At 62.1% G+C, this 13,538-nt stretch carries 11 protein-coding genes and 1 pseudogene; 7 read left to right on the top strand and 5 right to left on the bottom strand.

Going from position 1 to position 13,538, the window contains the following annotated elements:
* Window positions 1–40: 40 nt before the first annotated feature.
* On the bottom strand, window positions 41–1,720 hold the full coding sequence (locus ACZYHG_RS28540; RefSeq protein ID WP_464611413.1) for an electron transfer flavoprotein-ubiquinone oxidoreductase: 1,680 nt from the start codon (window positions 1,718–1,720) through the stop codon (window positions 41–43).
* Between the two features lie 220 nt (window positions 1,721–1,940).
* Between ACZYHG_RS28540 and ACZYHG_RS28545 the strand changes: the two genes are divergently transcribed.
* The 4 genes from ACZYHG_RS28545 (at window position 1,941) to maiA (ending at window position 5,134) form a co-directional block, all read left to right on the top strand.
* A complete protein-coding gene (locus ACZYHG_RS28545) occupies window positions 1,941–2,585 on the top strand; it encodes a hypothetical protein (RefSeq protein WP_464611414.1) in 645 nt (214 codons plus the stop codon).
* A 51-nt stretch (window positions 2,586–2,636) separates the two neighbouring features.
* Window positions 2,637–3,512 carry a uracil-DNA glycosylase gene (locus ACZYHG_RS28550; RefSeq protein WP_464611415.1) on the top strand — a complete coding sequence of 292 codons (876 nt, stop codon included), beginning with the start codon at window positions 2,637–2,639 and terminating at the stop codon, window positions 3,510–3,512.
* A 131-nt stretch (window positions 3,513–3,643) separates the two neighbouring features.
* The gene (locus tag ACZYHG_RS28555; protein WP_464611416.1) at window positions 3,644–4,450 is read left to right on the top strand and encodes a helix-turn-helix domain-containing protein; all 807 of its coding nucleotides are present in this window, start codon (window positions 3,644–3,646) and stop codon (window positions 4,448–4,450) included.
* A gap of 54 nt (window positions 4,451–4,504) precedes the next feature.
* A complete protein-coding gene (maiA, locus tag ACZYHG_RS28560) occupies window positions 4,505–5,134 on the top strand; it encodes a maleylacetoacetate isomerase (RefSeq protein WP_464611417.1) in 630 nt (209 codons plus the stop codon).
* A 21-nt stretch (window positions 5,135–5,155) separates the two neighbouring features.
* Here the strand turns inward: maiA and ACZYHG_RS28565 are convergent, their stop codons facing one another.
* Complete coding sequence (locus ACZYHG_RS28565) at window positions 5,156–6,121, bottom strand: DMT family transporter (RefSeq protein ID WP_464611418.1); 966 nt, start codon at window positions 6,119–6,121, stop codon at window positions 5,156–5,158.
* 201 nt (window positions 6,122–6,322) lie between these two features.
* Between ACZYHG_RS28565 and pepN the strand changes: the two genes are divergently transcribed.
* Window positions 6,323–8,968 carry an aminopeptidase N gene (gene pepN / locus ACZYHG_RS28570; RefSeq protein ID WP_464611419.1) on the top strand — a complete coding sequence of 882 codons (2,646 nt, stop codon included), beginning with the start codon at window positions 6,323–6,325 and terminating at the stop codon, window positions 8,966–8,968.
* Between the two features lie 46 nt (window positions 8,969–9,014).
* On the opposite strand, the gene ACZYHG_RS28575 is transcribed toward pepN, so the two are convergent.
* A complete protein-coding gene (locus tag ACZYHG_RS28575; RefSeq protein WP_464611420.1) occupies window positions 9,015–9,314 on the bottom strand; it encodes an addiction module antidote protein in 300 nt (99 codons plus the stop codon).
* 1 nt (window position 9,315) lies between these two features.
* Window positions 9,316–9,613, bottom strand: a pseudogene (locus ACZYHG_RS28580) (type II toxin-antitoxin system RelE/ParE family toxin).
* Between the two features lie 251 nt (window positions 9,614–9,864).
* On the opposite strand from ACZYHG_RS28580, the gene ACZYHG_RS28585 reads away from it, so the two are divergent.
* On the top strand, window positions 9,865–12,186 hold the full coding sequence (locus ACZYHG_RS28585) for a PAS domain-containing sensor histidine kinase (RefSeq protein WP_464611421.1): 2,322 nt from the start codon (window positions 9,865–9,867) through the stop codon (window positions 12,184–12,186).
* Window positions 12,187–12,284: 98 nt separating this feature from the next.
* Window positions 12,285–12,545, top strand: a complete 261-nt coding sequence (locus ACZYHG_RS28590; RefSeq protein WP_464611422.1) for a type II toxin-antitoxin system prevent-host-death family antitoxin — start codon at window positions 12,285–12,287, stop codon at window positions 12,543–12,545.
* A gap of 501 nt (window positions 12,546–13,046) precedes the next feature.
* Here ACZYHG_RS28590 and ACZYHG_RS28595 read toward each other — a convergent pair.
* Entirely contained in the window at window positions 13,047–13,517 is a 471-nt protein-coding gene (locus tag ACZYHG_RS28595) for an EF-hand domain-containing protein (RefSeq protein WP_464611423.1), read from the bottom strand.
* Between the last annotated feature and the right edge of the window lie 21 nt (window positions 13,518–13,538).

A 13,538-nucleotide genomic window follows, 5' to 3' on the forward strand; every position in this document is an offset into this window, starting at 1 on the left:
ACCAAGGCCGACGGTAGCATGCCGCCGACGCTGAGGGCATTCACATTCCCTGGTAGACCGGGCCTTCGCCGCCTTGCGGCGGCACCCAGTTGATGTTCTGGTTCGGGTCCTTGATGTCGCAAGTCTTGCAGTGGACGCAGTTCTGCGCGTTGATGACGAAGCGCACGTCCTTGGCGGCGGGATCGGCCGCGGCATTGCCGTCCTTGTCGACCCATTCGTAGACGCCGGCTGGGCAATAGCGCGTCGAAGGGCCGGCAAAGATATCGTGTTCGGAGCGCTTCTGCAGCTCCATGTCGCCGACCAGCAGATGGACTGGTTCGTTTTCCTCGTGATTGGTGTTGGACAGGAACACGGAGGACAGGCGGTCGAAGGTCAGCACGCCATCCGGTCTGGGATAGACGATCTTCTTGTGCTTCGCCGCAGGCTCCAGCGCGGCATAGTCGGCCTTGCCGTGCTTCAGCGTGCCGAAGGGCGAGACGCCGAACAGCGTGTTCAGCCACATATCGAGGCCGCCGAGGCCAATGCCGAGGATGGTGCCGAAGCGCGACCACAGCGGCTTGACGTTGCGGACCTTCTTCAAATCCTTGCCGATGTCGGTCGCCCGCCAGGCTTCCTCATAGGAAGTGAGCTCATCATTGGCGCGGCCGGCACCGATCGCTTCGGCAACATGATCGGCCGCCAGCATGCCCGACAGCACCGCATTGTGCGAACCCTTGATGCGCGGCACGTTGACGAAGCCGGCAGCACAGCCCATCAGCGCGCCGCCCGGGAAAGATAGCTTCGGCACCGACTGCCAGCCGCCCTCGGTGATGGCACGCGCGCCATAGCCCAGCCGCTTGGCGCCCTCGAACGTGCCTGCGATTGCCGGGTGCGTCTTGAAGCGCTGGAATTCCTCGAACGGCGACAGATAAGGGTTCTTGTAATTGAGGTGGAGGACGAAACCGACCGCCACCTGGTTATCCTCGAGGTGGTAGAGGAAGGAGCCACCGCCGGTCTTCATGTCGAGCGGCCAACCGAAGGAATGCTGCACCAGGCCCGGCCGGTGGTTCTCCGGCTTGACCTGCCAGAGTTCTTTCAGGCCGATGCCGTACTTGCCGGGCTCGCGGCCATCGGAAAGCTTGTATTTGGCGATCAGCTGCTTGGCGAGCGAGCCGCGTGCGCCTTCGCCGATCAGCACATATTTGCCCATCAGCGCCATGCCCGGTGCGAAGCCCGGGCCGTGCGTGCCGTCCTTCTCGACGCCCATGTCGCCGGTGACGACGCCGGTGACGGCGCCTTGATCGTTATAGAGCAGGCCGGCGGCGGCAAAGCCGGGATAAATCTCGACGCCAAGCGCCTCGGCCTTACCAACCAGCCAGCGGCAGACATTGCCGAGCGAGACGATGTAATTGCCATGATTGTTCATCAGTGGCGGCATGAAAATGTTGGGCAGACGGAACGAGCCGGCAGGGCCCAGCACCAGGAAATGATCCGCCGTGACCGGTGTCTTGAACGGATGGCCCTCCTCCTCGCGCCAGCCCGGCAGCAGCCGGTCGATGCCGATCGGGTCGACAACGGCGCCGGAGAGGATATGCGCACCGACCTCGCCGCCCTTTTCCAGCACGACGACGGAAAGCTCCGGATTGACCTGCTTGAGGCGGATGGCCGCGGCAAGGCCGGCCGGTCCGGCGCCGACGATAACCACGTCGAATTCCATGCTTTCGCGTTCGATGTCGCTCATCAACCCCTCCGCACTGGCTTGCCGCTGTTGCGTATCTTGCTGGCTCCTGCGCTGCATAGCGCATCAATTGGCGACAGGAAACCGGCGCATACGTGACAATGCGGATTTGGCCAAAAAGTCGCGCATCCTGCGGCACGGTAGCCGTTTGTGCCCGATGCGCCCTGCCGCGCTTGCGTTTTTTAATTGTTCGGCGGCTTGCTTATCGGCCATACTTCCCGCCATGCGCATTCCTGGGCCAGCCGGCTTTCCTTCAACGCGCTTCCTTTTCCCGTCCGGCCGGGCCTGCCGGGCGATTCTTCTGGCCCTTCTGATATCGGCACCGGGTCACGCCGCCGCGGAGGGGGTGAAAGTCTGGGCAACAGGCGCCTACTCCTTTTCCGATGAGCTTGGCGGCTTCCGCATCACCGGAGCCTCCGGCATCGGAACCAAGGACGATCCGCTGGTCATCACCGAAGAGCTAAATTCGGCGACGCCGGTGACGCTGACCATCCGCACCACCAAGCCAATCCAGGCGTTCGGCAAGGCGGGCGAGTTCGCCAATGGCATCATGTACATGCGCATCGACGTGCTCAACAACAGCGGCCAAGCCTGGATCGAGTTCCAGTTCGAGCTTCAGGAGATACTGGATCAGCCAAGTGTCTTTGGCGACGGGCTTTCGTTCGATCAGCGCAACAAGACAACCGACGATATCCGGTCGAGCAATTTCGCCAATTTCGACCGCGACTTCGAACCCTATGACCGCTTGCTGTTCAAGAATGGCAAGGTCGATCCGCTCAAGACGGCCAGCTTCGCGTTCCTGATGACCGACTACACGCCCCGGTGGACCTTCTATGTCGTGCAGGATCCGCGCATACCGACGGGATAGGGCGAGCCGCCAGCCTTGCAAATTGCGGTCATGCGGACGAATGTGCGTGCCATGACTGCCGCTTCCCCCAACAGCCCGACCGAAATTGCCGACATCCTGGCCTTCTATGCCAGCGCCGGCGTCGATGAGGCGCTGGAAGACGCCCCGGTGAACCGCTTCGCCGAGGCTGCGCCGAGGCCTGTCGAGCGCGCGCCGGCGCCAGCGGCGCCCGCTCGCGAAGACAAGGCGCCGGAGCGACCAGCGGCAGCTCCACGACTGGATGCGAGCCGAGTGCCGGATGCGCCACCGGCACGTTCATCGGTCGCCGCGGTGCCAGACGAAGCACAGGCAGCACTTGCGCGCCAGTTGGCGACGACGGCAACGACCCTGGACGAGTTGCGCCAGCATATGGCGGCCTTCGACGGCTGCAATCTCAAGACCACCGCCAAGAACCTGGTATTCGCCGACGGCAATCCGGAGGCTGCGGTCATGCTGGTTGGCGAAGCGCCCGGCCGCGACGAGGACATCGAGGGTCTGCCCTTCGTTGGCCGCTCGGGCCGGCTGCTCGACCGCATGCTGGCCGCGATCGGGCTCGACCGCACGTCGGTCTACATCGCCAACGTCATTCCGTGGCGGCCGCCGGGCAACCGCACCCCGACACCGCATGAAACCGAAATCTGCCGGCCGTTCATCGAGCGGCAGATCGAGCTGGTCAATCCAAAGGTGCTGGTCAATCTCGGCGGCCCGTCGGCCAAGACCTTGCTCAACACCTCGGAGGGCATTTTGCGGCTGCGCGGCAACTGGCGTGTCCACACCACCGCCTCCGGTATCGCCATTCCGGCCATGCCGACACTTCATCCGGCCTATCTGCTGCGGACACCCGCCCACAAGAAGCTGGCATGGCGGGATTTTCTCGAGGTGAAGGCGAAGCTGCGGACGCTCTCTTAGAGCAGTTCGCCGTTTCGCGTAAGCGGAGCAATTTCTGACGAAAAACCGTTTCACACTTTTCCTGAAATTGCTCTAGCGATAACCTCCCAAGTAATTGAAATACGCCGGTTGTCAGCCTAACGATCTTCCCTATGACAACAGCCCAAACCTCCGCCGGCAGCCTCATCCGCGAATGGCGCACGCGACGCCGCATGAGCCAGCTCGACCTCGCCATGGAAGCCGAGATTTCTCAGCGGCATCTCTCCTTCGTCGAGAGCGGACGCGCCGCGCCTTCCCGTGACATGGTCCTGCACCTGGCCGAGCAGTTGGCGATCCCGTTGAGGCAACGCAATCAGTTGCTGCTGGCCGCGGGCTTTGCGCCGAGCTTCGGCGAACGGCCGCTTACCGACACGACGCTGGCACCAGCGATGGCGGTGGTCGAGATTGTGCTCAAGGGCCATGAGCCGTTCCCGGCGCTGGCGGTGGACAGGCACTGGAACCTGGTTTCGGCCAATGCCGCGATCGCTCCGTTCCTTGCCGATGTCGGCGAGGCTTCGCTGCTGACGCCACCGGTCAACGTGCTTCGCCTCAGCCTGCATCCCGGCGGTATCGCACCGCGCATCGTCAACCTCCAGGAATGGCGCACACATCTACTCGAGCGTCTCAAGCACCAGAACGATGCCGCCGGCGACCCGGTGCTGGTCGAACTGGAACGCGAATTGCGCGGCTATCCTTCCGGACTCAGGGGCAGCAGGCCAATATCCGTCGAGCCGAATGCCATCGTGCATCCGCTCAGGCTTGCCCATGGCGATCAGGTGCTGTCATTCATAAGTACCATCACCGTGTTCGGCACGCCGCTCGACGTGACCTTGTCGGAACTGGCGATTGAGTCCTTCTTCCCTGCGGATGAGCAGACAAGGGCGGTGCTGGTGCGGCTGGCTAAGGAGCGAGCTGGCTGACCCTTGACGGGCTTGCCGCGCAGCCTGTTACCGTTCGCGGAGTGGAGAAACCACATGCGTCTGCTGTCCCGCTGGCAGAATTCGGCCGGTGAACGTGCTCGAATTGCGCTTCGACTGAAGGGATTGCAGTTCACCTACGTGCCGGTGCGATCCCTGGCGCCGGGCGAATACAAAACCCTCAATCCGCAAGGCTTACTGCCGGCCCTCGACATCGAAGGCCGGATTATCGCCCAATCGCCCGCCATTCTCGAATATCTTGAGGAGCTCTACCCGAAGCCAAGCCTGTTGCCTCTGGACCCCGTAACGCGCGCGCAAGCTCGGGCGTTCGGGGCGCACATTGCGTCAGAAATGCATGCCATCACGGTCCAGAGGGTTCGTCGATTTCTGCAATCCGAATTTTCCATCGACGAAGCCGGTATCGATCGCTGGGTACAAAACTGGTTGAGCCTGGGCTTCGCCGCTTTGGAGGAAACGCTGACCCAACGCGAAACCAAATACCCATTTTGTTTCGGCGACGCACCGGGGTGGGCGGACCTGCACCTTGTCCCTCAAATGAACAACGCCCGTCGTTTCGGCGTCGATCTCTCGCCCTACCCTTTGCTGGTTTCCGTGGATCATCTTTGCAACCAGGTCGACGCCTTCCGCCAGTCACGGTCCGAAGCGCAGTCCGATTTTCCTGGCTGAATAGCGGTCGAGGGCCTCTTCTCACCCCTGCGGAGGCGTTACCTTGCGTGCTCGCTGGCGCTCCAGACCGAGCTGCCGCTCGCGCCAGATGATGAAGATGCCGGCGGCCACCACGATCACGCCGCCGACCAGCGTCCTGAACGAGGTCACGTCGCTGAAAACGAAATAGCCGACGACGACGCCGAGGATCATCGACGTGTACTCGAACGGCGCCACCACCGAAGCCTCGGCATGGCGATAGGCCGAGGTCATCAGGATCTGGCCGAGGCCGCCGCAGAAGCCGGCCATGACGAGCAGCGCGGCTTGCGCTGGCGTCAGCGATTGCCAGCCGAAAGGCAGCGTCAGCAGCGAGAGCACGCTGGCGGTCGACGAGAACCATAACACGATGGTCGCTGTCTTCTCCGTTTGCACGAGATTGCGCACAAGCAGCATGGCGACAGCTGAGATCGCCGCGGCCACCAGCGCGGCCATGACGCCCAGGACCTCCTGATCATCGAGCCCTTCATCCGAGTTGAGCAGGGTCAGCTCCGGCCAGGAAATGATGAGCACGCCAATGAGACCGATCGCGACTGCGCTCCAGCGATAGACGCGGATCGTCTCGCCAAGGAAGACCGAGGAGAACACCACGACCAGCAGCGGTTGTGCATAGTTCAGCGTGATCGCCTCCGGCAGCGGCAGCCTGGTGAGCGCGAAGAAGCCAAGCCCCATGGCGCCGACGCCGACGACGCCGCGCGCAACGTGGTTGAAGGGACGTTTGGTGACGAATGCCGTCGCCAGATGTCCCTTCAAGGCCAGGAAGGCAATGATCGGGAAGATGGCGAAGAAGGAGCGGAAGAAGACGATCTGCCCGGCTGGCACCTCGCCGGCCGCCTTGATGCAGGTCTGCATGCCGACAAAAACCGCCACTGACACGATCTTCAGGGCAATGCCCCTCAGCGCGCCGTGGCCGCCGGTTGTTTCTGGTTGACCCCCGGCTCCTGATGTCACGCTGGCGATGAGTCCTCAATCGTCGTCTGTATGCCGGCAACGCCGGCACAGAACATGCTCTAGCCGCGATACCGGAAGAAGGCTCGATAGCCCCTCTCGCAGTTTTGTCGAGGGACCGTTTCGTGTAAAGAGCGCGGACTTCATTTTTTGGATCAGCGGAAACTGTCCGCTCACAACACAATAGACAGGAAAAATCAGGGAATGCGCACGGACACCGGCCAGGTCTTCAAACTCGAAGACTATCGCCCCAACGATTATCTCATTCCGCTGACCAACCTCACCTTCCGCCTTTCGCCTGAGGCCACAATCGTCACCGCCACACTGACGATTGAGCGTCGCGAGGGGGTGTCCGTGTCGGCGCCATTGGTGCTCGACGGTGACGGGCTGACGCTCAAGCGCATCGAGATCGACGGTAGGAAGGCGAAGCCGGCGGATCTGCTGGCGACACCTGACCAACTCACCATTCTCAAGCCGCCGGCAGCGCATCGCTTTCATGTGCTGATCGAGACGGAACTGGCGCCGGCCGACAACGAAGCCCTGATGGGTCTCTACCGCTCGAACAACGTCTATTGCACGCAGTGCGAGGCCGAGGGCTTTCGCCGCATCACCTATTTCCTCGATCGCCCCGATATCCTGTCCGTCTATACCGTGCGCATCGAGGCGCTGCGCGACGAGGCGCCGCTGCTCCTGTCCAACGGCAATCCCGGAGAAAAAGGCGATCTCGGCGGCGGCTGGCATTACGCCGTCTGGCACGACCCCTTCCCCAAGCCGTCCTATCTGTTCGCGCTGGTGGCCGGCAATCTCGGTCGGGTCGCAGACAGTTTCGTCACCCTATCCGGCCGTAAGGTCGAGCTCGGCATCTATGTCGAGCCCGGCAAGGAAATGCTCGCCGGCTACGCGATGGATGCACTGAAGCGATCCATGAAATGGGACGAAGAGGCGTTTGGCCGTGAATACGACCTCGACGTCTTCAACATCGTCGCCGTGTCCGACTTCAACATGGGCGCGATGGAGAACAAGGGCCTCAACATCTTCAACGACAAATATGTGCTGGCCGACCAGGAGACAGCGACGGACGCCGATTTCGCCAATATCGAGGCGATCATCGCGCATGAATATTTCCACAATTGGACAGGCAACAGAATCACTTGCCGCGACTGGTTCCAGCTTTGCCTGAAGGAAGGGCTGACGGTCTTCCGCGACCATGAGTTCTCCGCCGACCAGCGCTCGCGGCCGGTCAAGCGCATCGCCGAGGTACGCCTGCTGCGCGCGCATCAGTTCCCCGAGGATCAGGGCCCGCTGGCGCACCCGGTGCGGCCGCGCCGCTATCGCGAGATCAACAATTTCTACACGGCGACGGTCTACGAAAAGGGCTCCGAAGTGGTGCGCATGATCCGCACCATCCTCGGGGCTAAGGCCTTTCGCGCCGGCATGGACCTCTATTTCGAGCGGCATGACGGCGACGCGGCGACGATCGAGGATTTCATCAAGGTGTTCGAGGATGCGTCGGGCCGCGACCTGTCGCAGTTCGCGCTGTGGTACCACCAGGCGGGCACGCCCAATCTAACGGTCAGTTCGACGCACAATCCGGCCGCGCAGGAATTCACGCTCGAAATCGAACAGTCGGTGCCGCCGACACCATCCGAAAGCCGCAAGCGGCTGATGCATATTCCGCTGGCCTTCGGTCTGATCGGCACCGGCGGCAATCCTGTCGAGTATAGCGGCATCGAGGGCGCCAGCGTCGAGGATGGCGTCATCCATCTCCGTAAGCGCCGCCATGTGGTGCGGTTCTCGGGTGTGACTGAGCGCCCAGCTGTGTCACTCAACCGCGGCTTTTCGGCGCCGGTGACGCTGTCGGTCGAACAGAAGGCCGACGACCAGTTCTTCCTCGCTCGCCATGACAGCGATGCCTTCTCGCGCTGGCAGGCGTTCAACACGCTGCTCACCGATGCGCTGATCGCAGCCTTCCGCGAGATCCTTGGCGGCAAGCAGCCGGTCTTCGCGACGCGGCTGACCGAGCTCGCCGGCAGCATCGCGGGTGACGAGACGCTGGAGCCGGCCTACCGGGCCTTGGCGCTGGCGCTGCCCGGCGAGGCCGACATCGCCCGCGATATCGGCAAGAACATTGATCCCGATGCCATCTATGCGGCCCGCGAAGCGCTGGCGCGCGCAATCGGCAATGCAGACCGCGAGGCTTTCCTGGACCTCTATGGCGGCCTTGCCGACCAAGCCGCGTTCAGCCCCGATGCGGCGAGTGCCGGACGGCGAGCCTTGCGCAACACACTGCTCGACTATCTCGCGTTACAGCCTGGCGGCGCTGCGCTGGCCGCCGGGCATTTCCAGTTCGCGACCAACATGACCGACCGCGCAGCCGCTCTTGGCGCGCTTGCTCATCGCCACCACGGCTCGCCCGAGGCCATCGAGGCGCTGGCCGCATTCGAGGCGACTTATGGGTCCGATCCGCTGGTGATGGACAAATGGTTCCAGATCCAGGCCAGCGTGCCGGGACCGCAGGCTGTGGACACAGTGCGTGCTCTGGCCGCTCACCCGGCCTTCTCGATGGGCAATCCAAACCGGGTGCGCTCGCTGATCGGCACATTCTCCAGCGCCAACCAGACCGGCTTCCACCGCGCTGACGGCGAAGGCTACCGGTTCTTTACGCAAACGGTGCTTGAGGTCGAAAAACGCAATCCGCAAGTGGCGGCAAGGCTGGCGACAGCGCTGAGGTCATGGCGTTCGCTCGAACCGGGCCGGCAAGCCAAGGCCCGGGAAGCGCTGCTTTCGATCGCCAGTGCCGAAAACCTGTCGGCGGATCTGCGCGATATTGTCGAGCGCACTCTGGCGTGAGTGCAAACTCTGCTGATCATGGGAAGCTTCAACGACCGGGCGTCTATCAAACCGGCCGGTGGGGCTGTGCCTTTGCAGTCAACTCAATTCCAAGGGCCTTCATCACGGCAATTGTCGTTTTCAAGGTCGGATTGCCGTTCTCACTGAATGAACGATAAAGCTGTTCACGCGAAAGTCCCGTCTGGCTCGCTATTTGCGCCATGCCCTTGGCGCGAGCAACGACACCCAGCGCATGCGCGATATAGCCGGAATCTTCGGAAGCAAACGCCTCTGCCATGAACGCCGCAATCGCTTCATCGGAGGTCAGGCCCTCAGCCGGATCAACGCTCGTCAGTTTTTCAGCCATCTCATTCGCTCCATTCTTGTGCCAGACGTTTCGCCGTCTTGATGTCCTTTTTCTGGGTGCCTTTGTCGCCGCCGCATAGCAGGACGATGACCGTGTTGCCCCGCTTCTGAAAATAGACGCGGTAGCCGGGACCATAGTGGATACGCAGCTCGCTTATCCCCTCACCCACGGGCTCAACGTCTCCCGCATTCCCATAGGGCAAGACGGTCGAGCCGGGCAAAGATCGCGCCACGAGCGCGCTCATCCTTTAGCCGCGTCCACCATTTTCGGAACGTTTCGGTCTGCTTCAGATCGATCATATCAAACTGTAGTTTATAAACTACAGTTTGTCAAGGAAGGCTCCAGATCGGTTTCGATCTTCTCCAACTCGTCTTCTGGTCGTGCTCCACATGCGCATCGGACCACTTCGGCATTATTTTAGTCGATTTTTAATCTTTTTTCTCCGGACCACTGGACAAGGCGAATCACGTTTGATTCTTTACTGACGATTCGGATGTGCGGTGTTTGCCGGATCACCAAGCAGCATAGGCAAATTCGGGGAGTGCCATTTATGGCGAAGGCGGACGCGTGGGGCGCGCCCGGTGGGATGGCTTTTGCGCGTCGCGAGATGCGCAGTGATGGCCTTGCCGGGAATACGCGGCTCATTGCCGAACCGGCCTACAAGCGGCTTCTGGCCGCCGAACCGCTGCTGCGCCGGTCGATACCGGCCCTGATCATCATCTTCCTGCTCGTCATCGCGGCGCTGCGCGTGCTGTCACTGATGAATGAGCGCGACGATGTCGAGCGCGATGCCAAGGCGATCCTGACGCTGGCGGCGGCACAGCTCGCCAGTGCTCTGGCCACGACCTCGGATACCGTGCCCGGCGCCGTTCAGGATCTGCTGGAAACCACCAGCCGTCAGGGCGCGATGGGCCGCAGCCATGTGCTCGTCATCACCGACGGCGCCTTCAAGATCACCGCAGTGACGCCGCGCTCGATGCCCTGGCAAGGCCATGCCCTCGACGGCCTCGTCGAAGGCGGTCAGCCCCTGTTCATGTTCGGTGATCGCGCCGGCGTCATGGAGGTCAGCATCGGCGGACAGGACTGGTACGCCGCGGTCAGCGTGGCCAAGGACCAGAAGGGTGCCGCGGCGGCTTTGGTACCGCAGGACGCGGTCTTCGACGCCTGGCGCAAAACTGTCTCGCTGAACGTCACCCTGTTCGTGCTGACCGCCGGCGTGCTGATCATCATCCTTTATGCCTATTTCGGGCAGGCGGCGCGGGCGCAGGCCGCCGACCGCATCTATGTCGAAGCGCATCAGCGCATCGACATGGCGCTGGTTCGCGGCCGCTGCGGCCTGTGGGACTGGGACATGGTGCGCGGCAAGATGTACTGGTCGCGCTCGATGTACGACATGCTGGGCTACGAACCCTGCGACACAATGCTGTCCTTCGGCGAGGTTGACGAGATCATCCACCCCGAGGATGGCGACCTGTTCGAGCTCGCCAACAAAATTGTTGCCCGCGAGATCGACCATATCGACCAGGTGTTCCGGATGCGGCATGCCGATGGCCAATGGGTGTGGATGCGCGCTCGTGCACAGGTCATGGATCCGGAAGCGCCGGAAATCCAGCTGATCGGCATCGCCGTCGACGTCACCGAGCAGCGCCATCTGGCGCTGCGGTCCGAGGCGGCCGATCTTCGCCTCCGGACCGCGATCGAGAACATCAATGAATCCTTCGTGCTTTGGGATTCGGCCCAGCGCCTGATCATGTGCAACTCCAAATACCAGCAGGACAACGGGCTCTCGGATCGCGACGTGATGCCGGGCGTGACGCGCGCGTCTCTGGAAGAGCGGATGCTTGCCTTTGCTTCCGAGCGCCGGCTCGCCAACACCAATGGTCCGCAAGGCGGCGCCACTTTCGAGCGCCAGCTGAATGACGGCCGCTGGCTGCAGGTCAACGAACTCAGGACCAGGGACGGCGGCATCGTCTCGGTCGGATCCGACATCACCCAGATCAAGCTGCACCAGGAAAAGCTGGTCGAGAGCGAACGCAGGCTGATGGCAACGATCCATGATCTCAGCCTCGCCAGGCGCTCCGAAGAGGAGCGCTCCAGTGAGCTGGTCGACCTCAACCGCAAATACATGAAGGAAACCGAACGCGCCGAAGCGGCGAACCGGGCCAAATCCGAATTCCTGGCCAACATGTCGCATGAACTGCGCACCCCGCTGAACGCCATCATCGGCTTCTCCGAACTAATGGAACAGGGGCTGTTCGGCCCGCTCGGCTCGGAGCGCTACGAGGAGTACGCCACCGACATCAACAGCAGCGGCAAATATCTGCTCGGCGTCATCAACGACATTCTCGACATGTCCAAGATCGAGGCTGGCCAGTTCTCGCTGGACCAGGAGCAGATCGATCTCGGGCCGCTGATCAGCGAGACGGTCCGCGTCGTCTCGCTGCAGGCCGCGCAAAAGGCGATCACCGTCGAAACGCGTATCGCCGACGCGCTGACTTTGTTCGCCGATCGCCGGGCGATCAAGCAGATCGTCATCAACCTCCTGTCCAACGCGGTGAAGTTCACCGGCCAGGGCGGACACATATCGGTCCGGGCCCGCAACACATCAGGCGCGTTGGTGCTGACGATCGAAGACAATGGCTGCGGCATCCCGAAAGCGGCGCTCGGCAAGCTCGGGCGGCCGTTCGAACAGGTGCAGAACCAGTTTTCCAAGAACCACGCCGGATCAGGCCTTGGCCTCGCCATCTCGCGCTCGCTCGCCGAGCTCCAGGGCGGCGCGCTGAAGATCCGTTCGACCGAGGGCGTCGGCACCATCGTGTCGGTTCGCATACCGGTGAAGAGGGCTCTGGCGGCGGTCAAAGCGGCGGCTTGAATACCAGAATTTTCTCTCCCATTCCGCCGTGAGCGCAAGGCGGGATGCTTTGACAAAATTATCCATTCTATCTATTTTAGATAAGAAGAGGATTTATCATGCGCGTCACATCAACGGAATTCCAGCAGAATGTCGGGCGCTTCCAGGACGCCGCCCAGCGTGCGCCGGTCGCGATCACAAAGAATGGCCGGACTCACACAGTGCTGTTGTCGGCGGCAATGTTCGAGGTTCTGGTCAAGGGGCGGGTCGCCCGTCCGGTGGAAGAACTGGACGACCAGACGCTAAGCGCAGTCGCCGAAAGCGCCGTCCCTACCGAATATGCCGGGCTTGACGCAATGCTCAAAGACTGGACGCCGTGAGCCTGCCCAAGCCTATCCCCGGCCTGGTGATATCCTATTCGTACCTCTGGGTGAGAGAATACCAAGGAGGTGCGGAGGAAGGCCGCAAAAGCCGGCCTTGCGCCATTGTCGCCGCTCGACGGATCGTGGAGGGCCGCGAGGTCGTAACGGTGGTTCCAATCACACACTCACCACCGGCTGACCCTGCCGATGCGATCGAGATACCTGCGCCACTCAAGGCCTATCTCAGGCTCGATGAAACGCCGTCATGGATCGTCGTGACCGAAACCAATGATTTCCTCTGGCCAGGTCCCGACCTGAGGCCCATTGCAGGCAGCAAGCCATCCCGCTTTGACTATGGCATGCTTGCCGCCGCGCTTCTATGCCTATCTGCGCGACAGGATTTTGCAGGCTCACGCAAGCCGCGCGCTTCGGCAGGTTCGGCGAACAGAGTAGCCGCGAGATCGCTTGAGTTGCGAAAAGCTCCGGCGACTGACGCCGCCAGAGTTTCCAGGATCACGTTCACTCCACGCTGTCGTCGTCATCCGATTGGCGATGATGGCCAAAACGCCTGCCCTTCGGCAGTTCGCTCTTCTCGATCTTGCCGTCATTGTTCTTGTCGAGCATGGCGAAGACCTTCTTCTCGCGACCGGTGATGTCATCTGAGGTCAGCGTGCCATCGCCCCTGGTGTCGTAGCGGGCAATGATGCGGCTGGCCATCCGCTCGAAGCGGGCCTTCTCCAGTGCGTCGGCAAGTTGGGCGACGGTCAGCTTGCCGCCATTGTCGGCGACGAGCTTCTTCAGCCGGGCGTTCATTGCATCGGAGAATTGGTCGAAGGTGATGGTGCCGCCATTGTCATCCATCGCCCTGTCGAGACGCATCATCGTGCGCTCGCGAATCTTTGCGCTGTCGATGTTTTCGGCGTGCGCCGCGCTGCCGACGGCGCCGGCGAGAGCGATGAAGGCAAATGCGAGTTTGGTTGACTTTCTCATGGTCTTCTCCTGTTGCATCGT

The organism is Mesorhizobium subarcticum, assembly GCF_055456085.1.